Here is a 25,895-nt window from a genome sequence, read left to right as displayed (position 1 = left end):
TTTCTTACAGAAACAGCCTGCAATATAAACAAACGACGGTAGAACTACGCATCGGCTGTAATCATGGTCATTATACCTATAATTTTTGGAGTGGGCCGCCTTTCACGTTATACTCCAGCTTCAGCGTATATCCGCCGCCGCCTTCCACAAAATCCACTTTCAGCGGATGCCAGCCTTTTTCCAGCGCCACCTGCCCGCTTTTCTGCAAAGGAGCATGCCAGCCGTCATTGTTGACCACCGCTTTGTTGTCGATGTACAACATACCGCCGTCATCGCAGGTGAGATAAAAACTGTAGATGGCTGTTTCCGGCGCGTAAAAGTACCCTTGCAGGCGGGCGCCAAAGGCTTCGCCATGGCCGAGCCCTTCGGGGATGACCACATTATCTGTGCGCAGCGTGCTGTCCGGCGTGGCCTTTATTTTAGCGGTGGTTTTAAACGCGCCTTTGAAGTAGTCCAGCTGAAAGCCGGTCGTAGCAGGTTTGTCAGCCAGCGCCTTCGCATAAGCCTCCTGGCGGTAACGAAGGGTGTAGATGTCCCCGCGGTTGCCCATCGGGCTGAAGGCCGCCAGCTTAAAGGTCTGCGGAGCTGTTACCGGCAGTGCTGCGGGCAATACCGGCGACTGTGGCCCGGGAACAGACCCGTCGGTAGTGTAACGTATAGTCGTGCCGGTTAAAGGGGCCTTCACTTCCAGCATACCTTTGTCCACAAACACGTTGTCTTCGGTAAATCCTTCCAGGTCGGGCAAGCGGTAATGCACCCCCAGCTGATCGAGGCGGGCAAATTGTTCGTTTAACCGTTGGAGGTAGTTATCATAATCCTGGCGGTGTGTCCATAATACTTCCGCCAGGGCTGTCATGCGGGGCATGAACATATAATCGGCGCGTTTTTCGGAAGGAATGTATTCTGTCCAGATATTGGCCTGTGCGCCCATGATGGTGGTCGCTTCGGCGGCGGTCAGCCCTTTGGGCACCGGTTCGAAATGGTATACATTACCAAGGGAGTTCCTGTCTGGCACAGCATCGAAATACAGCGGGTTGCCCGGTGTCATGATCACTTTGTTACCGTGACGGGCAGCCTTTACCGGGGCGTCAGGCACCCAGGCCCGCCAGTACATGAGGATAGCGGTGGGACTGATACCGCCTTCCAGGATCTCGTCCCAGCCGATCAGCACCTTGCCTTTGGAATGGAAGAATTTCTCCATTCTTTTCACGAAGTAGCTCTGTAACTCTTCTACATTCTTCAGGTTGTTGGCCTTCATCACTTCCGCACACAGCGGAGAAGCAGCCCAGCTGGTCTTTTCCACCTCATCAGCGCCGAGGTGCATGTATTTGGACGGGAAAAGCGCTGCTATCTCGGTATATACATCTTCCGCAAACCGGAAAGTGCTTTCATTGCAGGGGCAGATAGGCGTAGAGAAATCTTTGCCCCAGCCGGACTTGCCGTCACAGGTGAGGAAAGGATAGGCGCGGATGGCAGCCATCATATGGCCCGGCATATCTATTTCCGGGATGATCTCTATATGGCGGGCGGCGGCATAAGCGATAACGTCTTTCATCTGAGCCTGCGTATAAAAGCCACCATAGAGGGTTTTACCATCTTTATGAATAACGTGCTCCTGGTCAATTGCCATATCGGGGTTCTCCTTTGCTTTTTCCATGCAAACAGAATCCTGGTTGTTCCATTCTCTCCAGGCGCCTACGGAAGTCAGCAACGGGTATTTTTTGATTTCAATACGCCAGCCCTGGTCATCTGTCAGGTGCAGGTGCAGCTTGTTCATCTTATACAGCGCCAGCAGATCGATAAATTTCTTCAGATAGCTGACAGAGAAAAAATGGCGGGACACATCGAGGTGCATACCACGCCAGGCATATACCGGGTGATCTTTCAACTGCATGGCCGGAATGGCTACAGACCGCAGGTTACCGGTCGTACGGCCTTCGATGGTGGAGGGCATCAGCTGCCGCAGGGTAACAATGGCCCTGAAAAAACCGGCGGGTGATTTAGCGCCGATCAGCAACTGCTGCGGCGTTACCTGCAAGGTGTAGTCTTCCTCTCCGGACAACGTCAGGTCCTGTTTCAGCACAATTGTGTTGCCGGAAGCGGCAGTAGCCGTTTTCAGCGTAGTGCCAATCCCCTGTTTCACCAGTGCCTGCAGCTGCGTCACTTCATTGGCAAACGCGCGTGCATTGACAGGCAATACCAGTCGGGTGCTGCCGGTAATGGTAAAAGACCCTTCCATCGGGACCAACTGCTGCGGATAAGGAATAACCGGGTAACGTTTTTCCTGGGCATGGGCAGAATAAAGCCCTATCCCTAACGCCAAAGACAGCGTCAGAACGAAAACTCTTCTCATAAAAAATTCTTGTTATAGCATGATTTCCAACAAGCAAACCTAACAAGAAAAGAAGGCGCTTCCTAATGGGATATTCCCATTTTCGGGTTTTATTTTATAGGTCAGTGGCTAATTTCAGGCGTTCGAAGAAGGTGGCTTGGTCCAGTTCCCTTACTTCACCGGGCTGCATGTCCCCCAGCTCCATGTTTTCTATAGACACGCGGATGAGGCGCTGGCAGCGGTGTTTCACCGCCCCCACCATTTTGCGCACCTGATGGTATTTGCCTTCCGTAAGGGTGATCAGTAACCAGGTATGCGGCGCCCGGTCCGGCGTTTCGGAAGGACGGGGCAACAGGCCGACGGGCCTGTCTACGATAGACACTTTATGAGGCACCGCCACATATTCCAGCTGCCCGGTGATGGGAATGCGGACGCCCGTTTGCAGCCGTTGCAGCGTCTGGGGCAGCACATGCCCTTTGACCCGTACGAGATAGGTACGCTGGTGTGGTTGTTCTCCCTGGAACAACAGCCGGGTTATCTTTTTATTGGTCGTAAGCAACAACAATCCTTCCGAATGATTGTCCAACCGGCCGATGGCATGCGTTCCTTCAGGAAATTGAAAATCCAGGTCACCCAGCAGTTTCACTTTTCCTGCATCGGAACTGATAAACTGGGAAACCATGTCATATGGTTTGTAGATAATAAAATAGCGGTGCGTCATGTGGCTGCAAATTGCCACAAATCAACGGAATTTCCATAGGGGCTTTCCGGGGCGGGGCAATGCCGGCTCCCGGGTATATAGCAGTTCGTTGGACAACAGGCCCAGCATCACCGGTGCGCCGGTCAGCTGAAACGGGCTGCCCGCATAGGGTTGGGCCAGTATAATCCGGTGCTGGTAGTCTTTATCGTAGAGGACAAACATAAACGCTTCCCCCGAGATCTGCATTTTATGATCGGTATAAAGGGCATCTTTTGCATACACAGCATACAGGGGACCGTTTTCCCGGAGGCGTTGGTCAAACCAGTCGTCCGCCGTTGCCAGGACGGGAGCTTCTTCCATCTGCTGCCCCGGGGTATTCACCAGCAACAGGACAGGGCTCAGGGATGCAGCATGGTTGTTTTTTAAACCTGCTACATATTCCAGCATTAGCGAAAAATGGTTCATCAACTCGTTGGAAACATCCTGTAGTCCGTGCATAGCAGACAGTATTAGGCTTACGTCCTGACCGGTAAAAACCAAACATACAGAATATTACTGATAAAAAAACAATCAACCCCGGGCTTTAGCCCGGGGCTACGATTTGTTTATCTTAATTATGCGATAGCTGCTCTAAGACGGTAGGGTCCTGTATTTCGTGGTCCCTGGCCAGCAGCAGCACTTTGGAGATCAATTCGGCTGATTTCGGGTCTTCGTCCACAAACGGAAGGAAGATACGGCCCCTGTGCTGGGAATGTACCGGCAAAATGGAGATATACCTTCCCGGCAGCTGGTGTACCACCGCACTGCCCAGGTGTACGCTGTATTCGCCCAGCTTACCTTTGATCGTAGCATGGTTGCCGTTCACTTTCACATTGGAGAGCTTAAAGAGGCGGAGCGTTTCTTCCAGCAGCACTTTTCTCATTTCGATGGAAGAATGGCTGGCTTCCGGGTCTACCCCGCCCACATGGGCCACGCTTACCACCAGGTCCAGGTCGCGCATCACTTCACTGAAGATCAGCGGGGAGATGTCTTTAAACGCTACCGGTGTGTAGGTTTTAAGATCGTGGAATTTAATGGTTTCCAGCGTGGGGCTTTCCACTTCTGCCGGTGAGAACCAATCGGCCATGGCGTATATCTTAGCTACAAAACCCTCCTTGTGGAATACTTTCTGTAAACCTTCCTCGTAGTCCACTTTCCAGCCCCTGGTTTTGAGCAGGGCGGCTGTCTGCGTAGGTTGTACCTGGTGGCCGGCATAACGGCGCGACACGGACACTTCTTTCAGTTCGTCCTCCAGCGGCACATACAGCTCACGGAAGACCTGTTTGAACGGCTGCTGAACGGACTTCTCAAAACAATAACGCTGATAATCGCTCCACACGCCTGCCTGGTTCAGATCACTGCTATGGGCAATGCGGATGCCGTCTTTGGCTGTCAGCTTCGTCGCTTTTCCTTTGGCGTCTATCAGGCTGCCGCTGTGATAAAAACCGTTGGCCTGGTCCGTGATGAACACCAGCTTTTCGAGGTGTTTGGCAATCACGGGGTGGTCGAACAGGGTGGAAATTTCCTCAAAGGAGAAGACATCCCCGCGTACCATGGCGTCTTCCAGCCCTTTACGGGAGCGGCGGAATTGTTCACGCAGTGTTTTCTTATACTCGTTCAGCTCTTCTATCTTCTTGTCCTTTTTATATTTTGGGGGAACAGCTTTCAGTTGTTTGTCTCCCTTGAAGGCTACCACGTCCGCCTGTCCTTCTTCGTCGATGACCAGTCCTATTACCACGTCATCGTACTGCACCTGTGTTTCTTTAGACAGAATGCCCTGCACCTGCCGGGTTTCCATGGCCCAGGTCAGTCGTTGCGGATCGGCATATCCGGCATTGCGGGCCAGGTTTTCCATAGCGATCCGCAGTGCCAGCGCTTCGCTGGATTGTTTCTGGGCGCCAAACTGGCGGCTTTCTTTCTTAAATTGCTGAAGGTATTCGTAACGGGCCAGCACATCTTTTTCCGGGTTGTTTTTGCTCAGTGGTATCAGGCCATAGAGGCGCAGGTAGTCCTGGTCCCGTTTGTCTTTTACCTTCTGCGTCACTTCCTTGATCTTCAGATCGCCGGTGATAACGTCAGCGTATAAACGTGCGCGGCGGTGGGCGTTGCCATCGCTGATATACTTCGCTGCTTCGTATACGATGGCCCAGCGCTGTTTGCCCAGTTCCTTATAGGCTTTCACAAACCAGTCCTTGTCTACTGCGCCATCTTTGAAGTCCTGTAAGTCCACTGCGGAGTAGCGGGCAATTTCACTTTCCGCTTCCGCGTTTTGTTCGTTGCCGGCAGATTTGGTATGGGCATGCATCCACCAGATAGCGGAATCCAGGCCTTTCCAGCCCAGGTGCTGGCTGACGAACTTCTGCCACTGTGGCGCATATACGGCCGCTTCTATCAGTTGCGCTTCCGTCAGTTTCACTTTCTTCACGGTTTCATCAAACAGCTCCTGTGTATCTTCCGGCAACGGGAAACAGCATTTCAGCAACAGGCTGAATATTTTCTGTTTGCTCATAGCCTCGGCGTTATAGCTATAGACGTAACCCCGGTTGAGCGTCGTTTTCCCAAGGCCGGCCCATATCTCACCGAAACGTTTAACACCGTAGATAACTCCCAGTACCTGCACCATCTTGGTTACCGGCGTGGCGGAGTCTCCCCTTTTCAGTTCAATGTCCAGGAAGTGTTCCCTGACTTTAATGAACATCCTTTCCAGGAACGGATGATCTTCGAAATAATTTTCCTTGTTTTTGCCTTTGCGGCCGTTAGACAATGTGCGCATGTTCTCCGGACTGATCAGCCCGCGGTACATCTCACTTTCGGATATTATTCCGGCTTCAAAGGCTTTGACAAATACCGGTAATGGCGGCAGGTATTTTGGCGCCAGCTCCGGCAGACCGGAGAACTGCCGCCAGTGATAAAGGTTCCAGCAGTCTTCCAGCAGTTGTTTGTCAGAAGGTATTTCATATAAGAAAGACAGAAAACGTTCCAGCCGTGCGTTGCCTTGCCAGCCTTTCAGGCCGTAGTAGCTATTTTCCGTATACTGCAGCATTTCAGGGGTCAATTCATTAAACACCCGTTTGCAGGCCCCCAACAGGAACGCTGCCCGCTGTTCAAACGGATGGATCAGCTGCAGCGCGATGGTCACCTTCAGTACGGGGTCGCTGGATTTATAACGGCGCCCGCCTCTTAAGGCCTCGGGTATCACGTGCTCATAAAGCGGCACGTATTGTTTCATGATATTACTGCCTTTCACTTCTTCTTCCGCGTCATACATGTCGCTCATCAGGGAGGTCAATATGAAAATGTCCCGGGGCGTAAGGCCGCTTTCCTGGTACCAGGCTTCCCATACTTCCGGTAACGGGAAATACGAATATTGTTCCTCGTTGGAAGTAAATTTATAGCTGTACGTCTTGCGGTTCTGGAAGCTGTTAGCCAGCAACACCATGGATTTGGAGTTGTCGTAGTTCTCTACTTCATACTCGTAGGCAGCATGTTGCTGAAACAGCTCATTCAATTTATTGAATTGCTCATGCAACTTCTCCATGGGCATGGAGAAGCCATAAGGCCCTTCCGCGAGGCATTTACTATAGTAGTCGTCGGGGCTTACCGGCGGCAGTACCACCGGTGAAATAGCAGCCGGGTCGTACAGCCCATAGCCATTCTCTGCGGAGTAAGACAGTACATTGCTCTCTTCCGAAAGCTGGGACAATAATATTTCCTCTTTCTGGGAGATGTTTTTCCGTTCCCTGAAGGCGGCGGTCCATGCAGTGCGTTGGGCAGCGAGGCGGTTGCTTTTTTGCAGGCGCAGCGCGATGTCCAGTCCGCCGAGGCGTTGCTCCACGTCTCCCTGCAGGAGTTTGGATGTTACCGCAGTCACAATATCATCCTGCTGGCTCAACACCATCTCAATGGTTTTACTTCTGGCAGACGCCCCTTTACGTTTTAGTATATCCGTAAACGTTTCCATCTCTTCCAGCGTAAACTGCTGGCCCTGCAGGGCATTGAACGCGATGGACACCACATATTCTCCCCTGTCTTTCAGCAGGCGCAGCGCAAAATTGCGCTGGAAAGTGGTCAGCGCCCCTTCTTTTTCTTCCTGATAGAAGCTGGGAGCATAACCTTTGAGCAGGCTGCGGGACAGCTGTTCACGCAGGGAGACGTTCATCTCATCAAAATATCCCAACACGATTTCCAGCCGGTCGTCCCGGTCGTTGATCAATTTGATCATCGCATTGAAGACATTGTTGCGTTCATATTTGATGGACAGCCACGAAAAAATATTTCCTTCAAATGTCTTTTCTTTTTCTTTTACCTGTTGAACGATGGCATGGAGCCTGTCGAACATCTCAGGAAAGTAGGTATCATAATGTGGTGCATTCTGTTGCACCTTGTTATTGATGATCACCAGCGCCCTGGCCACTACGGCCAGATCGGTGTCCAGCAGGCCTTCATAGGCGGCCGGCATGTCCACGTTGTAGTAATTGGTTTCCACGGCGAACTTCAGCGCCAGGGAACGTTTTTCCGCGCTCTTGTCTTCCAGCAACTGGAATACCAGCGGGCGTGTAGCCATGACATCGAGCACGCCCAGTGCCCATAGCGCCATGTACACTTCTGTATTGTTCTTGCTTTTCATGGCAGCAGGAATCGTATTGGGCGCTTCCAGGTATTCCAGGCCTTTCTCGAGGAAAGAACGGACGGTGGTTTCTTTCTCTGCCTCCCAGAAGAGGCCGGCCCATACGTCCAGTGCGCGGACCACAGACGAGAAGCGGGTCAGCTTATTGTCCAGCACCACTTTCAGCATATATTTCAGCGCCCCTACAGAAGTTTCATCGAGCGACTCCATGACTGACTGGCGCAGGCCTTCCTGCCGCTGTGCAGCCAGGAGCAGTTTCTCCACCAGCTCCCATGCCGCCTGTTTATTGCTGGTCAGCAGCGCTTTGATCAGCGCACGGCTTACTTTCGCATCCGGATTTTTGTTATAGATAATATCTTCGCATGCCTTAAAGAAGGATTCATTGCCCAGATCGATGGCAGCAGCCCATATGCGGAATAACGCCACTTCCAAAAGCTGTCCTTCACAACGCAACTGTTCTTCCAGGGTCAGGTCAAAGCAGGCAAATTCCACTTTCGGATAATAGGCGAACTGATGTGCCCCCGGAATGGCCTGTCGCAGGAACTCCAGCTGGAGAACGAAATAGACCTCCGGATCATTGGGCGCCCGGAAGGAACGGCGGGCGTAACCGGTCTGGTACATCTGGTACGGAATCTGATGCCAGGCGTGTTTAACGTAAGCGCCGGTTTCCCTGCCAAAGAGGTATTCCAGCAGGTTGCCGGCTTCCGTTGTGTCCCAGAAGCCTTTTTTTAGCAGCTCTTCGAGCCGGATATATTTTTGGTCCTTATAGGTAATTGCGAATGTTTGATAATAGCCATTTTGCTTTTCACGCACCAGCAGCTCATTGAGCAGGATCAATACGATTTCAGCGGTGTCTTTCGTCACCAGCGGATGCGTGGTTTCGCCATTGTAAACGGCTTTCAGGTCAGTGACCAGATTTTCGATGTAATGGGGTTTAGTCCTGGTCTTCAGGAATTCTTTAACGTCCATGGTCAAACAAATTAAGGTATGGTAATCGGGTTAAAAAATGAATGTCGGCATCAGTGTTTTTTACCAGAAACTACCGGCGAGGAAGGTCAGCCGGATGAAGGTGATCACGGTTTCGGGATGTAGCACAAAGGTACGGTCAAGTCCCTGTAACTCCTCCTCATCGGCGAATACGGCGAACAGGCCATCTTCGTAGGCCAGCATCGCTGTCTCCTGTGCTTTTGCCAGATCGGCCTTATTTTCATTGTAAATACTGCCAAAGCCCACCTTTCCGGTGCCGGCCTGGTCGGTAATTTGTTCTTTGGAGAGAAAGGGCAAAAGATTTTTCTCTAAAGGTTTGTCGTTATAGGCAGTCACCTGTTGTTTGACAACAGCTGCCAGCAAGTCGCGGAGTGACGGGTTAACGGGCAAATCATCTATGACAATCTTTTGTTTCTCTATCAGTGCATGTTTTCTGCCAGCTTGCCTGGCATTGATAATCAGGTCCATTCTATAGTCTTATCGGTACACAAACAAAGTTCAGTAGCGAAGATAGGAATACCCGCCGAACATCAAAAGTTATTTTTTGACAGTCCACCAGGGCTGTAAAGCCAGCCAGATCAGGGCCGGCAGCAGGTGCATGGGCGCAGCCAGGCCAGGGAAAAGCTCCGGCGCGGGTATGTCCAGCGGAAGATCCACCAGGAAGGGAATCCCCGCACTGAGCACTGAAAACAACACCAGCCAGGCATTGAAGCTGCGGGGCACCGCTCCTTTCCATCGCTCCAGCAGCCAGCAAGCCAGCATGATCGCCATGGCGGCCACAATATTGGCGCTGATGATGGCCGCTACCGGCGCCACCCGGGAGAAATCCACCCCGAGCGCCGCCTGGTAAAAAACAGCGTACCCTGTGGACAGTGCCGCCGCCATAAGACCTGTGGCCATGCCACACCAAAAGAGAACGGGCCGCATATTACCGGGCAGTAACAGGAACGGTTACGGTAAGATGGGTATAGTCGGATTCATCTCCACGGGGCGTGGTAATGCCAAAGTCGCCGCGGTTGACTTTAAAGGCCCCCTGAAATACGCCCTTGTCACCGTTACGCGTGAAAGTAAAAGGAATGGTGAACGGTTTTTTAATGCCATGCATATCGAGGGTGCCTTTCGCATCGTAGCCCGTGGCAGTTTTCACCACTTCGGAAGAAACGAAATGAATGTAGGGGTACTTTTCAGCGTCGAACCATTTCTCGCCACGGGCATGGCGGTTTTTAAGGCCGTTGCCGGTATTGATGGAAGAGACGTCCACCTGCACGTCGAACTTTGCCGAAGCAGGATCTTTCTCGTCGAATATGACGGTGCCTTTCATGGATTCAAAGGCGCCGTCTGCGTACTTACCAGTGAATTTGATGGAATATCCGTTGCTGATTTTCCAGTTTTGGGTGGTGATAAAGGTAAAAGCAGCCATCAGCATTACCAGCAGGGCAGCCGCCGGATAAATAATCTTTTTCATGAGTAACAGTTTGTGTTTCCAGGGCAAAAATAAAGCCGGCTTTGTGACAAAGCCGGCTTAAAGTTACGTGATTTATAAGAGTTTAGTTTCGTTCGTAGATATAAAGCACATTGTTGCTGTCGGCTACAAAAAGATACTGGTCATTACCGTAAGGCGCCGTGCGGAGCGTGGCGCCGGGGGCCATAGGGACCTCTGTTATCCAGGTTGCGGCTTCCTGTGCAATATCGAAGATACCGATACAGTTGATCGCGTGCTGACTACCCTCCGTCATCCTGGCTTTGATGTGAAACCTGTCTTTCGCCAGATGGCAGGAATAGACATAGACACCACTGCCGGCGGTATCTTTTAATGGATGCTGCAACATAGTCAGGCTTTCCGAAGACGCATCAAAGCTGGCGAACATATTGCCCAACAGGATATATCTTCGGCCATTATAGGTACCTCCATCTACCGGTCCTGATAAGTCTACCGGCAGCAGATTCCCGTTCCTGTTTGTAAAATGCGTAAGCTCCAGGGTCACATCACCTGTATGTACATCCACTGCTATAACTTTATTGCCGTTAACCACCGCGATCACTTCTTTATCACTGGCCATCATCAGTTGGTAAAAAGCATGGTCATAGCGGTCTTTGTCCGGCACTTCCGACAGATAGCGCGGGTCCAGATCTATAAGTTCACGATGTTCGCCGGTGGCCAGGGAGAGCCGGTTAATAACATTGGGCCGAACCCTGGGACCATCCTTTTTGATGTAATACAGTGAATCGTCCTGTACAATGTGCTGAACGCCCAGTGCAATATGCTGTCGCCATACTTCCTGCCCTGCAGCGTTTAGCCGCAACAGTTGGTTGGGCCTCACAGACCGGTCGGTAACCAGAAGATCCTCTCCGATCTGAGCGTTAGGGAACCAGCCCTCTCCCATCACTTTTTGGGTACCATCGGCCAGTATTGCCGTCAGTGCCCCATCGCAATGCAGGACAGGGTTACCTCCCAGGGTATAGACAGTATGACAATCCTTTAAATTGTCAGCCAGCAACTGTTGCGTCAGGTCTTTTTTGCTGACGGCCCAAAGAGACGACTGCCGCTCAATATATAACAGATCTTCACTTTCATTTATGATGACACACTCACTTTGTTTTTCTTTCAGTCTGTACATTATTCTGCTTTGATAAAATTATAAATAGGACTGTTGACATCTTCTATTTCATCGGCAAAATCCTGCATGTTAATGCCGAACAGCTCCTCCATTTTTGTCGCCCCAAGTCCGGTAGTGCCGGAATTGGTGTACCATTCCCGGTATCTTTCCCTAAACACTGCCTGCACGAGTTGTTTCGCTCTGCTCAACGTGATTTTTCTGCCATCGAAATAATACGTCACGTCAGCGATGTTCCTCGCTCTCCGGAAATATGCCGACATCTGGTTACCGAAGTATACCCGTTTGCTGGCATTATTCAAGAAATCCCGTGCAGTGGTGGCGCCCCAGCTTTTGAATTCAAACAATTTCTCCCTGCCTGCCCCTGTGACCTTGATATCAAAGCGGCACTTGCTTCTTATTCCCTCATCAGTCTGATCATCCGCCAGATTGTCTTCATCGCTGCCAGTGAGCCTGTCCAGTTCATCGTCAAAAACAACGGTACCGCCCGCAAACTGGGAAGGGAATGCTCTCAGGATACGCAACTGGAAGGCGGCACCATACACCATCCTGTACGCCCTGGGCTGTTTCAGCTCATCCCAAAGTTTTCCGAAATTGTAATGATCGGAAAAATACTTAAGATCTTTAATATACTCATCCAGGAACTGCAGAATTATTTTAGACGGATTCTTACAGGTATTACAAGGAAGCCCCTTATTGGCCGATAACACGGCGATCAGGCCTCCTGTACGGCCTACGTTATTATTAAAGCCGGGATCAGCCATTGCCTTCCTGACTTCCTCCAATCCGGGATAGTCCATTTCATAATTCCTGGAAACAGCTGCCTTGGCCGCCCTTACCAGTTCCCATGCGGCTAGTAAACCAACATTTATGTCCCCCACGTGATTGGTGATATGCTTGACATCACCTGTCTGAATTTCTATCTCTTCCAGTAAATCTCTCAGATCATACACATCAAAATCTTCATCTAACATATAATCCAATACAGCATTGACTTCAGTTTTCTTCAGATTCGCACACAGTTTGGCAATACCATCCCGATGGGTCATCATTGATTTAACGTACAGCTGTTCAAACTTACGGCAGATGGCTTCATTCTGGAATGTTGTACAGAAATTGCACTTCCGTTTATTCAGTACTTCTGTAACGCCTTCAGGTGTGGCATAGGCAATTCTGGTTTCTCCTTGGGGAAGTGTGACCGTTACAATGTCCGGCTCCGCGTCCGTAACTGCTTTACCTGCGTTAACAGCTTTACTTGCCACAACATAGACTTTAACAGTGGCTTCTTCGGTAAACTGCGCCGGTTTCATTTCTGTTAACAGGCCTAATTCTTCCTGCATTTTTTTGAGCGGCACATGCTCGAGTCTTTGAACTTCCTTCAGTAATGTCTCTGTGCCCAGGCCTTCCACAATTTTGCTTGTCTCCTCCATGGTCAGCACTTCCAGGTCTCTTATGGTACCACTCTGCACGCGTGGTTGCGGTCCTCCGTAACCACGTTTTTCCAGTACAAGGAGGAAATCTTTTACAGACGAACCTGCGGAGGCATCCTTACCTACGTGGAAAATAACGGTGCCCGCCTGCTTTTCAATGTTGGTAACGGTAGATACAAAGCTGGCACCCCTGCTGTCTAACCCGGCATTAGGAACTTTGCTCAAAATTCTGGAGTCCCTGATAGTATAGCCGGGAGGAGGACCGTCAGGGATGTCGTTTATCGCTCTTTTCCATCCGTCAGCCAGATTGGGAGGAGGAGTAATACCGTTCTCCATGGTGTTTCGGATTTCGTTGACAGTATTGCTGATGCGGCGCAACTCTCTGATTTTACCAATGCTCCATACAGAGATGTTAATAGCATCAACACCCAGCGCTGTGTAATCGACGGTCGCTTTCAGTTTGTCCCATGCTTCATAAAAGTCTCTGTACAGTTGGTATTTTTGCGGAGTCATCGCATTCCTTTCTGCCTGAACCATGATATCTGCGGCAGATACCACCGTTGTCACCCTGGACACCACCTGCGATGTCCTCGCCAGTACGGAGGAAATCGCTGACAGCGAAGTGCCGCCTGACTCAGGGGCAGCCAGTACCGCCGCCACTACAGTAGCGATATCAAACACAGTCCTTATCTTGCGATTATTGGAGGAACGTTCCAGATCTCTGTTGATGACCACCGACATATAAGCGGGCACCACTTTCTTTTCACCTGCAGTCACCCCATTTTCATAAAAGTTGGACACGGACATGATGGTCATCGGTTCAAACGGGTCCATTGCCTCGTCGTAAGCCACCGGAATACCTGGTTTGTCGAGGGAGCTGCTGCCCGGCATGTTGAAGGTCGGGTAGACACTTAGCATGCTGTAACGTTGTGTCAGCAATATTTTACCTTCTGAAGAGAGGGACGCGCTTCCTTCCTTGTCAACAGTGTATTCGTAATAGTTAAACACTGGCTTACCACCGGATTTTAATCCGATCAGGTATTCCTGTTCACCTGGCAGATAAGGAATAGAATCCAACCCGAACATGCCCACGTGGTGGTATTTCACGGTAAGCGGCACTTTCAGGTCAGTATAATTCTCCTTTATCCAGGGATTGATTTCTTCGAACACTTCCCTCACATTCTCGTAACCTACGCCATTGAACCATTTATTTGCCTCCTGCCACAAAGTGCGCAGCCACAAATACTTGTTGGCCATAACTCCCTGCTTCAACAATGCGGCACGGTCACTTTTAGGGGTCGTCCTGAACAGGTCCAGCACAATAAAGTGTCCATCATTGGTGGTATACCAGGCAGGATCCGTATACCAGTTGTCATTTTCCATACCCTTTGACAACAGCTGGTTGAGGATATACAACCTGTCAGTCAGGTTCAGCTGCACCATCGCGCAAGGCGAGTAATTATTTTTTATCAGGTCATGAATGAATTCTACTGTTTTTCTGGCAGCCACGGCATCATGCAGTTGCTGATGCAGCTGCGATTTATTATCGGCTATCTTCGCCATTTCAACCAGCGTCTTCTCCCTGATCGTCTGGTACAGTTTATATCCGCCGTCCATTCCTTCAGTAGGCCCATAAACGATCTTGCGAAGCGGTGCTTCCGCCATTGAAATATCCCATTGTTCTCCCAGGCAGCCGGCGAAGGCCAACAAATCTTCCTTCTTCAGGTTGGCAATGGTGTAGAAAGTCATATAGTGGCTCACCGTGCTCTTCTCGTCCAGTACCTCCAGCAGGAAACTGCCTATAGTAGCTTCCTCCTTGCCTTTATAGCGGAATGCTACATTACCATTGATAAACGCCAGCCCGGCGGCATCCAGTTCAATCAGTTTAGGCGCCACTTTCTTTCTCTCCAATACAGCTTTCAGGCTGTTTTCCTCTAACACGAAGTCAAGATCAACAATCGAGAAATCGTTTACCCGTACTGGTGATTTAGGTTTAAAGCGGGAGGCATAAGTAATAAACTTGCCTTCTTTTACCCCGAGGAATACGGCGATACCGGTGTCTGCACCTAGTGTTTTGGAAACATCCTCTTTATAGAAGCTACCTTCCCCGTTCATATAACCATGGAATGCTGCACTGCCATAGCTGCCGGAATAATGTACCTGTTTAACATCGAACGATAACAGCGCACCCAGCGGCACCAGGTCTTCCGACGGCAGGTTCATATCTACCTGTCCTCTCACCTTGTAGAAGGTCCTGTCCAGTGTAGAAAAGGTAAGGTTGGTGGCATCCTGTGGCAATGTAATCATCGTACCTGCAGGCGTGAGGAACGTATAAGTATTGGAAGGTTTGTTAATGAATTCCTCAAATACCTTCACAGTGCCGAATGACACCTGCTGCTGGTCCTGGTCATTTTCGAAAATGCCCCATACGTGGCCCGGATCATGCACTACATCCCACTGATATTTCAGCAGCGAGTAGCCGTTGCCGTAATCCATGAGGTTATCCGTGCTCCGGATGTCCAGCCCGATGCCGGCGCTGAAGGTATGTTCCAGCGTATAGGCGCCGTGACCGGTTTCGTGTGCCACCGTGCGGCCTACGCTTTCTGCGGAGGCGCCTTTGGCGAAGATGAAACCGAACTGGCTCTGTCGCGGCATTTTACCCTGAAGGTCGCCGTCGTTTAACGCGGCTTCATTTATCACAAACAGGTAGCTGGTATTTTTATCTGCCTTATGGTCTTTACCGTAAGCCTTGCGCATGGCTTTCTCCTCTCCGGTAAAACCATTGCCCAGGAAGGAACTATGGCTGTCCTGCAACAAGTTGTCCTTGTTCAGGTCCCATGCAGTGTTATCGCGGAAGCTCTCATCTACGGTTACTGTATAGGTGACACCTATTTTTTCATAGGCATCTTTCAGCGCTTTTTCCACAGCTTCCTTCTGCACCGTGGCTTTACCTACAGGAATCAGCACTACCTGCTTTTGTGTAGGTGCATAGCTGGCCACCAGCAATTTGCCCATACTGATGTTTTTGCCACCTTTGGCGTACACCGCATAGATCTCCTGCGCATCGCCCGCAGGGCCGCCGGTAAGGGTGATCACAAATCCTTCCGGTGATGGGGAGGATGGATAAACAATGCCTTTACCGCTGACAAACCTGATTTTGCTGGTATCGATGTCTTTCGCTCCTGATAATGTGGCGATCACCTGGTCCTGCTCTCCGGGGAGGATAGCCTTGGCTGCCACGCGGTAACGGCCATCAGCCAGTTTCTCATAACTGCTGTCCAGCACCGCTTTACCGTAGTAGTTATCTTTCCAGGCATCGAAAGCATACCTGCTGTTTTTACCGGAGAAGGTGAACATACCATTGCTCAGGTCCAGCTTATTGAGCGCAGCCAAAGCCTCCGGGTTGCCGGCGAGGCTCTTGTCACGTGTGCCCGCTGACGTTACCTTGCCGTTTTTATCGACATTGTAAAGGTTACCATCAGTGTCTTCTATCACCAGCGGCAGGCCTTTACCTTTTTCTTTATAGTTGACAGTTTCAGACTGGCCGGTATTGGAATCGGTAAAGGTGATCGTGCCGTCTTCCGTATTGACTTTGATACTTTCTTTGGTGAACAGGTGCAATTTCGTCACGATGTCGGGCACCACGTCGCCGGTCTTCACATGGCCTACGTCATCGCCACCGCGTTGATTTTTCTGTTCATCGCTGATGAATTTATCGATGCCTTCCGTTACCGCCTGCATCTCGCCGCGGGTCACCACCATATCTGTGTTAACGCTGATCTGTTTGAACTGCACCAGCATACCGCCACCGAATCCGGGGGTAACGATCTTACCACGACCGCTATATACGCCATCACCACCGGAGATGTCACTCACCAGCACATCAAAATGCCCGATACGGAAAATAGCGCCGCGGGAGGCGGAAGGCAGCGGTGCGTTGTTTTGTGGCGCCTGCAATAATGCAGGGTCGCCGCAGGTGAACGTACGCAGCGGTTTAGTCGTCACCGTTACTACGTCACTGAATGGACCGTAAACGCCGGCCACCCGCCATTGCAGACGGGCTTCATAGCTTCGGTCCGGCTCCAGGCTATGTACATTGAGCGCGGTATCGGTTGGAGACTCTGAAGTTTGCCAGTCGAATTCCACACCGTCTTTTTTGACGGCACGGTACTGCACCCTATAGGCTTCTACCCGGTAGGCCGCGCTGGCAGGTGCTGCGGGCCATTGCAGCTTCATGGTCCTTTCGCCGGTAGCCTCGCCTGACAGTTTCGGTTTACTGATTTTGTTGGTCTCAAAGGGATTATTGCCCAGATAGGTAAAACGGCAGCTCTGGCTTAAGCCCTGGTTGCTGAACATATCACGGCCACTTTTATCGCGTGCCTGCACTATCCAGACATACTCCATGCTGTCTGTAAGCGCCGGTTCTCCGGGGCCATAGGGGATTGTGGTGTTATCTGTAGTAATGGTATAAATCGGCCGGGTACTGCGTACAATGTAATCCGGGTTGCTGTTTTTCGGTTTGATCTCATAAAGGGAAAAGATATACTCGGTTCCCCCTCCTTCCAGTGGATTGGGCGTATTACGGCTGCTCCAGCTGAAAGTGAGAAACTGCGGGTCTCTTTTCTCTACGCGGCTGCCGCAGATGGGCAGGTTCAGCAAAGGAGGATCGCTTTTCTGGAAGAAAAAGATATTGGCACCGGCATTACTCACCTGCACCTGTGGCCGTCGATAGTCGAAGGCCGTGAAGGTGATGCGGTAAGAGCCTTCCGGCAGGGAGCGGGTGCGCTCATAACTGTCACGGCTAAACCCTCCGCTGAATTCGATGTTGTTGGTATTAAGATAATCAGCCAGGTCGGTGCCGCTGATGATGGTAGGCACCCCTGCGCTCAGGGTGAGCGGCCGTGGCGTGAAAGCCGGTGCTGTACGCATGATCAGTGCGCCGTTCCGCTCCACTGTCATCTGCAGTCTCACATCGTAGGACGGTTTGGTCAGGTCGTTCTGCACCAGGATGACCCGCAGCTTGTCACTTCCCGGCACCACATAGTCCGGGAGGTAAACACTGTACGGCGGGATAATCTGTGTGCTGGCAGTAACAGGGTACTGCTGCGCTGCCGCCGTCTGACAGATACAGATCAACAACAGATAACTCAATAAGTAACGGAATAGGTTAGGCATACCGCGGATGCTGATTATAATAGTTGATAAAATGTTTTAATGACTGATAATGAACCGTACGTCCCTGCTCTCATTTTCGGTGACTACCCTCAGGATGAAGATGCCGTTGTTGACACTGCCCAGCGCGATACGGTCGTCTATCTGCAAGGCAGGGCTATAAGGCTGCTTCACAAGGATACGCCCATTCAGGTCGAAGACGGTCACTATCACCTGCTGTTTACGTTTCAGTTTTATCTGGAAACGGAAATTGCCGTCATTCGGATTGGGCGACAACATCACGGTATCTATCACGGAAACGGGCACACTGTATGATGGCCCGGCAAGCGGGTCGTAAGCGTTGATCTGGATATCTTTGCGCACCTGATAGGTACACTCCCCGAAAGTGGCTTTCATGGCCACCCAGTAAGTACCTGCGGTGGTAAAGCGGACCAGTGGCGTACCGCGGTCATAGCCCAGCAGAATCGCCTGCGGATCGAAAGTCCAGCTGACCAGGTCCGGCGCCGGGAGACTGATCTCCTTGATCACCAGCGTATCGAAAGCATTTTTCCGGGATGCTACCAGGAAGTTGACGTCCGGCTTCACATTTCGTTTAGTGATGGTAGTTGTACCGGTAGCGCCGCAACCGCGGGCATCCTGAGCTTTGAGGGTATACGCTCCCGCCGGGAGGTTGGCAAAGCTGTTGCCCTCCCCCCAGGCGCCGTTGTTCAGCGCATACTGGTAAGGCCGGGTCCCGCCTTGCACAATAGCTTCCACCGTGCCGTCGTCTACACCGTCGCATATCTGCGAACCGTTGACGGTCAGGCCCAGTGCCGCCGGTTGTGTTACCTCGTAGCTGTAAGACTGGCCGCAGCCTTTGCCGTCCGTCACTTTGACGGTATAGTTTCCCGCGGTGAGGCTTTGCGCCTGCGCGCCGCTCACCCCTGCGTTATTCCATTGATAGTTATAGTTGCCATCACCACCAGCCGGCTGCAATACAATAGTGCCGCTAGCTTCGCCGTAACAACGTACAGGCGTCACCGTAGCCGTGGCGGTTACCGGCGGATACATTTCTTTCACCGTGGTAACTATGGTTGCTGCGCAACCGTTCACATCTTTTACCTCCAGGGTGTAATTACCTACCAGCAGGGAGCTGAATGTTGGCGACGCCTGCGGCGCGCCGTTGTTCATCGTATAGGCGTAAGGCGTAGTGCCGCCTGTTGATTGCAGCGTGATGCTGCCGGTAGGTATACCGCCACAGGCCAGATGGGTAATATCTGACACCGTGAGCGATACCGGTGCTGCCGGCTGCTGCAGTAGAATATTTTTAGTGATTTCGCAACCGCGGCCGTCTTTTATTTTCACAGCGTAACTGCCGGCCGCCATACCGGTATATTGTGATGTCCCCGTATAGGCGCCGCCGTTAATGCTGTACAGATATCCCTGGTATCCGCCATCGTTGCCACCGGAAGTAATGAAGCTGAAAGCGCCGTCCGACAGGCCGAAGCAGGATATCTGCCTTCCGTGGAAGTCAGAAACGATGGCTGTTGCTGATAAAGGCGCTGCAGGCGCGGTAATAGATACTACGTTGCTTACAGAGGAATAACATCCGATGGCGTCCTTCACCCGGATGGTATAGTCACCTGCGCCCAGAGGCGTTGCGTTGGTAAAAGCCGTATAGGCGCCACCGTTCATGGCGTATTCATTTGTCAGTTGACCGCTGCCGCCATGGGCCTGTACTAAAATAGCGCCAGTCGTGCCAAAACAAATAATATCGTTGCTGGTAATATTATCTACAGTAATAGCAGGGTTCACAGAAAGCACTTGTACTGCCAGCGTGTTACCGCAGCTATTGGCATCCCGCACAGTGACGGTATAATTACCCGCAGTAAGACCGGAGAACACCGGCGTGGCCTGCCAATCGGTGCCGTTCAGGCTGTATTGCAGGGCACCTGTGCCGCCACTGCCTGCCACCGTAATGCTGCCGCCCGGAATGGCCGCGCAACGTACATCCTGTTTGCTCACCAGCTGTATGGTCAACGCCTGCGCAGATTCGGTAAACCTGTAATTGAGGGTGGCGGTACAGCCGCGGCCGTCTTTTACGGTGAACGTGTGCATGCCCGCTTTGATACCTGTTATCAGGGAAGCCGGGCCAAAAGCGCCGTTATCTATTGCATACGTATAGCCGTTGTAGGTAGCGCCATTACCGCCGGTGGCGTTCAGTTGCACGGAACCGTTGTCTCCACCTGCGCAGGAAATATTATACCCGTTGTAGTCTGAGAATACACCGGAAAGCGCCAGCACTGCCGGCGGTGCGGTGATAGTAAGCTGTTTGTTGTAAGTCAGGCTACAACCGTGATTGTCTGTCACTTTTAGCGCATACACGCCGGCATTCAGTGCGGCGCCGCTGGTATAAGGTTTGGCGGTGGCCCAGTTATCTGTACTGAGGTGGTATTGATAGCTGCCATCGCCACCGGTGGCGTTCATGGCAATACTGCCGGTAGTGTTGAAACATTGTATATCCGTTGCCGTAGCGGCCGTAAAGGCCAGTGCCGGGTACTGATGAAGGACCGTCAGCGTGGTGTCTTTAGTACAGCCGTTGGCATCTGTGATATGCAGGGCATAGTTGCCGGCCGGCAGGTTGGTTGCTGTAGCGCCAGTGATATTGGTACCGTTGATCTGCCAGCGGTAAGGTGCCGCGCCGCCCATGATATTGGTGGTGATGCTGCCGGTAGACTGGCCAAAGCAGGTCACATCCTGCTTAGTGGCGTTGATGCTCATTTGTGGCTGCGCCAGCCTTATGCTACCGGAAGCCTCACATCCTCGGGCGTCTTTTACGCTGATAGCATAGGTACCAGCGGTTAAACCGGAGAATATGTTTGACGGTTGATAGGCGCCGTTGTTCAGTTTATATTGATAACCCGTATAAGCACCACCGTTACCGCCTGTCGCCATGATGGTAATTTTACCATCTGCCGCACCGTTGCAGGAAACCTGGAATCCGTTGTAGGCCGACAACTGTGTGGTAAAACCCAATGCTGCCGCCGGCAGGTCCACATTATAGGCATTGGGCAGGTCCAGCATGCAACCTTTACCGTCTTTGATACGGAAATGGTAGCTGCCGGCCGTATGTACCCTGCTGCCGGGTGTAAACGCCGTATAGTCGGTCCCGTTCAGGGTATAAAAATAAGTATAGGTATTATCTCCCCCGCTGGCGGAGATATTAATGGCAGCACCGTCTGCCAGGCAGACCGCCGGCGTAATGGTTACTCCGCCAGACTGTAAAGCTGGAAGTTCGGTAATAGTCACCACACCAGACTGTACAGAACAGTTGGTGGATTTACTGTCGGAAACGGTTACACGGTAGGTGCCGGCACTCAGTGCATCTATTTTGGTGTCGCTGTCAAACCAGAAAGGATTGGTGGTCCAGACGCCGTTTTTCAGTTGTTCCCATTTGTAGCTATAGAGTCCCGATCCGCCACTGGCCAATGCTTTCACGATACCGTCCTGCGCGCCGTTGCAGCTGATATTGCCAGATTGCAGGCTGACTTGCAGCACTGGTGGTTCTGTGATAGTCACCGGTTGAGAGGTCGCGTCGTTACAACCGGGCACATTATTTTGTAGAGTAACAGTATAGGTACCGGCGGTCAGTCCGTTAAAAGATCCCGTACTGTTGCTCACCGTGGGCATACCGGTGCGTTGCAGCAGAAACATATAGCTACCCGAACCGCCACCAGCGGAGTATTTCAGCGAACCGTCACTTCCACCAAAACAGGTGACCATATTAAGCGCATCCTGTGTTAACGTCAACGGGGGTACGGCGTTCAGGCTCACGGTACTAATCCAGCCGGTGCAGGTGGGATAATCCATGTTCAGTATTTCCACCGAGTAGTCGCCATTGGCCAACCCCGAAAAGGTATAGTTCCTGGAAGTGGTGACAGCGCTCTGTTGCAGCAGCGCAGCACCTTTATACAGCTTGTACTGATAGTTGGTAATGCCCGGATCAGCCACAACACTGATACTGCCATTGCCAGGAGAGATGCAGGCAGGATGTTGCGGTGTCAGTTGGCCTTTTACCTGTGGTGGCTGGGTGATGGTGGTAGCGACGGTTTTGATGGCGTTACAGGTGCCGTCTCTTACTTCTGCCACATAAGAACCGGCGGGCAACCCGGTCCAGTTCATGGTGTTGGCGGCAGCCCGTTGCTCTGTGCGGAAAATGTTACCGTCTTTTTTCAGGGTGAAAAAGTAACCGGATTGAGTGCCGTTGCCACCGGCAGCCGTCACCGCAATGGCGCCGTCACTGCCACCGAAACAGCTCACATTTGTAGTCGTGCCCAGGCTTTCTGATAACTCCGTTAATTCAGTCATTGTCACAGGTACCGGTGTAAAACAGTTCCCTGCATTAGCGGAAGGATTGATCACCCATAAAGTATATTCACCCTTAGGGATATTAGTGATGGATATCCCTCCTGCTACCGGTACTTTACCCTGGCTCCAGTCCTGCTGGTCGCCACAGGTAGACACCGGACCGGACAAACCGGGATCACACGGTATATTGCTGGTCCCTTTGCGCAATATCCAGCGCATCTCCGTAAAGCCGCTGGTAATAGCGCTGGCAGGCAGTGTCACGGTCCCATTCGTTTGTCCGGGACAGTTAGGTACGACAGTCAGTTTGCCGCCATCCACTTTAGGTGCCGGCGGCTGGAAAGTGATCACTTTCGTGCCCGGCGAATAAGGAGAATAACACAAAACGTTGCCGTACTTAATTCTGGCACGGCAACGGAAAGTGATGTTAGTTGTCCCGGCAGCGATCTGCGGGAACAATTTTACCGGGATGAACCGGTATTCGTAATACGTAGTAAAACCATATTCTGAGGGAGGTAAATCTGTCCAATCGTTGGGCTGTCCAAGGCTATACTGCCATTCCACGGCCATTTCGCCCAGGTTAGGAATGGGAAACAGGTCCCAGTTGCCTGGTGATGTAATACTGGTGAGCTGATCACCACAGATATCATTGGAGGCTGCTCCCACGGCGTTAGGCGCTATCATCACATACATCAGTTTTACCTGATATCCGTTCTTTGACACATAGGCCTGTGGGAAATCCCGTCCCGACTGAATCCATGCCTGGTCTACCGGATAACCGTTCTCCAGTGAAAAAGCCTCCGATGCAGCGCCATTAATATAAAAGTCTAACTGAGGTGTATAATTGGTCGTCCCTTTGTAGGTGCTCCCGCTACCGATAGGCGAATTACCAACAAGCGGATACCTGTCGGGATTACCATAAATACCCATGGCCAGTGTACCACTGACAGGTGTTGTATTGCTGACGTTGAGGTAATAGGTAACCGGCTGGGGCAGTAAAACGTTTTCATTGATTTGACTGTACACTGACTGGCACAGCCCCTGGAGGAAGGTGTTTAACAAAAGGTATAGGCAGATCTTTCTCATGAGCGGGGGCGGTTTCCGTTATCAAAATGAATAGGTATAGTTAAGCGTGCTGGTCAACTCATTATATCCCGGTTGCGTGCCACTGGCGCTGCGCAGCAGCCACATGACAGATGCCCCGACGTTGTGCGTCCTTTTGTTGTTCAACAGTCTTCGCTTACTGTCCGTGCCCACAGCGTCGTTTTGGGTTTTAGGTTTGGGTGAATAGTTGACCGTCAGGCCGGTGTTGAACACGCTGCTGTTGCTGTTGCTGGTTACGCCGGTACTTTGGGAAGAAGCCTGCGTAATATTGTAGGTAGCGGTAACGCCTGTACGAAGGGTTTTATCCAGGTATTGTTTATTGGCGCTTACACTGGGCCCCATGAAGGTGGTATTCAGTCCAGCGGCCGTATTGCAGTAAAAGTTTAATGCGCCACTGAGCGACAGCGCCCGTGGTTGCAGGCTGTAGGAATAGCTCAGGTTAGATGTAAAAAATTTGCTGAGGTTTTCAGCAGCATCTTTAGCGGTGCTTTTATCGCTGGCATATTGATAGGATGAGTTCAGGGAGATGGAATGCTGCACTTGTTTAGTACCGGTGCGGTACATGATCATCCCGTTATAGCTGTTGTTGACCTGATAAAAATCCAGTGTGTCCAGCGGATTCGTGAAGTAAGGATCTATCAGCGGCCGTACGCGGGTGTAATTGCTGAAGTTGGAGTAGCCGCCGTTGATGGCCCAGTGCTCATTCGGTACAATATTCGCGTTAACGTTGGCCACCACCCGTTGTGCATCGCTGTTTTTGCTATTGTCAAGGTTATTCACCTGCATACCGGCATTGGCGGCGATGTTCACCTTTCCGCCGAAGAGCTGGAAAGTTGGCGCCACGGTGATGTTGCGCATATCGTTCACTACGTTGTAAGCCCCCAGGGTGACATAGTCCGGTGCCACCCTTTCATACCGCAGTTGTATGGTGTAGAAATTTCCGGTGTACCCCAGTCCGGCCTGTATTGCGTCAAAGTAGCGGGTGCTGCCCGTAGGCGACAGGAATTTGCCAAGGAAGTTGGAAGTGCCTCTGCTGCTGTCGAACGCGTTCTTTTCAGAACGGGTGTCGCGATTGAGAGCGGACACGGAATATTCCACATCCACGAAAACCCGTTTCAGGAGGTTCTGGCGGACGTTAAAAGCCATGGCCACGTTTTCACGCGGCGTAATGGTGGCGTCGTCCGGGATATAGGGAATAGAAGATGCCTTGTCCTTCGCTTTAAAGAGTGATATGCTATAGGCGTTACCGTTATCTTCATATCCCATCTTCACGCCATAGCCTATACGTTCAAATGCCGCGCGGTTGTAGCTCTCCGGGTTCAGCACATCAAAAGGCACTGCTTTCAGCAGTTTGCCGTACATGGCTGATACGCGCCATTTGCCGGGTGTCAGCTCCACCCCTACGCCATCGAACATATGGCCGGCCAGCGTGTAGTTGCTGAACTGCATGCTGGTGGTGCCGAAGTAAGCACGCGCCCATTTGTAGGACGGCGCAAAACGAAACTGGTTGAACGGCTGGGAATAGTTGCGGCCCTGGTTACTGTAGCTAAAAGAAAAGGGCATATCATAGCCGAACAGGTTGATGTTGAGATTGCCGTTAAGGTACCAGGCAAACGGATCACGGCGACTGTCGATGCCGCTGGCCGTGTACGTGGTAGTACTGGCGCTGATGGAGCCACTCATGGTCACTCCTTTTTTTACGCCCAGCTGGTCCAGGGCTTGTGACAGTGCGACAGTAGAAGTTAACAGCAACAACAGGACAGACAATGCTGCCAGGCAACAGTGCTTTTTACACATGGGTATAGGGATAGGGCTTAGTTATTTCCGCTCAAATATATATTTTATTTTAATTTATTAATATTATTTATTTATAAAGAGGAGACAAAACTGACAATCAAAGACTTATCATGATCATCTCTTTTGGTAAAAAGGCGTGTGTGTACCATCTTTCAATTGGTGGCACGATCACTTTTTTCACGACAGTCTTTAATGTTTACAGTTTTTCGATATCGGTCGCTACTAATGACAGATCATTATTAAACTGATGTCCTCCAACGGGCAGTTCACGAAAAACCGCCCATGGTAAGTGTTGTTGATAGCGTTTGAAGTGGTCAAATGGCACCACCTCATCATCCTCGCATTGATAAAAGAAAACAGGAAGTTCTTTAGGCAGTTTATTGGCAAAATGTTGCTGTAGCTTAAGCGGTTGTACCCAATCCTCAGCACCGCTCCAGAATGGCGGAGCGACCAGGAAAAGTCCGGCGATGCTCTTTGGCGTGCCGTTTTCAGAAAGAAATTTCAATAACATGGAAGCCCCGAGTGAATGTCCTGCTAAAATAAGTTCTTTCCTGGCGGCAATCTGGTTGCCAATCTGCTGCAACCATTGCGGTCCAAAATCAGGCGCAGTTTCATCCGGAAGCATCTGTGGGTAGTGTACAATATAATTACGTCCCAATGCAGTTTGCAGGGAAGCCACCAATGGTTTGTCTGCTTTGTAGCCTCCGTTACCTCCACCTTGTATGAATAACACATCTTTTTCCATGTT

The 25,895-nt window shown here is 51.2% G+C and carries 12 protein-coding genes; all 12 read right to left on the bottom strand.

Annotated features, from left to right (window positions below; genetic code table 11):
* Positions 1-76: 76 nt before the first annotated feature.
* Positions 77-2,353: a family 20 glycosylhydrolase gene (locus HGH92_RS27130; RefSeq protein ID WP_168873954.1), complete on the bottom strand. Its 2,277-nt coding sequence runs from the start codon at positions 2,351-2,353 to the stop codon at positions 77-79.
* Between the two features lie 94 nt (positions 2,354-2,447).
* Positions 2,448-3,053: a pseudouridine synthase gene (locus HGH92_RS27125; RefSeq protein WP_168873953.1), complete on the bottom strand. Its 606-nt coding sequence runs from the start codon at positions 3,051-3,053 to the stop codon at positions 2,448-2,450.
* Positions 3,054-3,074: 21 nt separating this feature from the next.
* Positions 3,075-3,530: a hypothetical protein gene (locus tag HGH92_RS27120; RefSeq protein ID WP_168873952.1), complete on the bottom strand. Its 456-nt coding sequence runs from the start codon at positions 3,528-3,530 to the stop codon at positions 3,075-3,077.
* A gap of 112 nt (positions 3,531-3,642) precedes the next feature.
* Positions 3,643-8,667 carry a DUF4132 domain-containing protein gene (locus HGH92_RS27115; protein WP_168873951.1) on the bottom strand — a complete coding sequence of 1,675 codons (5,025 nt, stop codon included), beginning with the start codon at positions 8,665-8,667 and terminating at the stop codon, positions 3,643-3,645.
* Between the two features lie 60 nt (positions 8,668-8,727).
* Positions 8,728-9,153, bottom strand: coding sequence for a hypothetical protein (locus tag HGH92_RS27110; RefSeq protein WP_168873950.1), 426 nt, complete (start codon positions 9,151-9,153; stop codon positions 8,728-8,730).
* A gap of 69 nt (positions 9,154-9,222) precedes the next feature.
* Positions 9,223-9,585, bottom strand: coding sequence for a hypothetical protein (locus HGH92_RS27105; RefSeq protein ID WP_168873949.1), 363 nt, complete (start codon positions 9,583-9,585; stop codon positions 9,223-9,225).
* Between the two features lie 28 nt (positions 9,586-9,613).
* Entirely contained in the window at positions 9,614-10,150 is a 537-nt protein-coding gene (locus HGH92_RS27100) for a YceI family protein (RefSeq protein ID WP_168873948.1), read from the bottom strand.
* Between the two features lie 82 nt (positions 10,151-10,232).
* A complete protein-coding gene (locus tag HGH92_RS27095) occupies positions 10,233-11,303 on the bottom strand; it encodes a hypothetical protein (protein WP_168873947.1) in 1,071 nt (356 codons plus the stop codon).
* Positions 11,303-17,905: a fibronectin type III domain-containing protein gene (locus HGH92_RS27090; protein WP_168873946.1), complete on the bottom strand. Its 6,603-nt coding sequence runs from the start codon at positions 17,903-17,905 to the stop codon at positions 11,303-11,305. Before HGH92_RS27090 ends, HGH92_RS27095 begins: the two co-directional genes overlap by 1 nt.
* Positions 17,906-17,941: 36 nt before the next feature.
* Complete coding sequence (locus HGH92_RS27085) at positions 17,942-23,332, bottom strand: T9SS type A sorting domain-containing protein (protein WP_168873945.1); 5,391 nt, start codon at positions 23,330-23,332, stop codon at positions 17,942-17,944.
* A 21-nt stretch (positions 23,333-23,353) separates the two neighbouring features.
* Positions 23,354-25,147, bottom strand: a complete 1,794-nt coding sequence (locus HGH92_RS27080; protein ID WP_168873944.1) for a hypothetical protein — start codon at positions 25,145-25,147, stop codon at positions 23,354-23,356.
* Between the two features lie 196 nt (positions 25,148-25,343).
* Complete coding sequence (locus HGH92_RS27075) at positions 25,344-25,892, bottom strand: alpha/beta hydrolase (protein ID WP_168873943.1); 549 nt, start codon at positions 25,890-25,892, stop codon at positions 25,344-25,346.
* Positions 25,893-25,895: the final 3 nt, after the last annotated feature.

The sequence above is a fragment of the Chitinophaga varians genome (assembly GCF_012641275.1).
GTDB classification, from domain to species: Bacteria; Bacteroidota; Bacteroidia; order Chitinophagales; family Chitinophagaceae; genus Chitinophaga; species Chitinophaga varians_A.
Note: the sequence above shows the minus strand (reverse complement) of the source record. Positions and strands in the feature narration are given on the sequence as shown.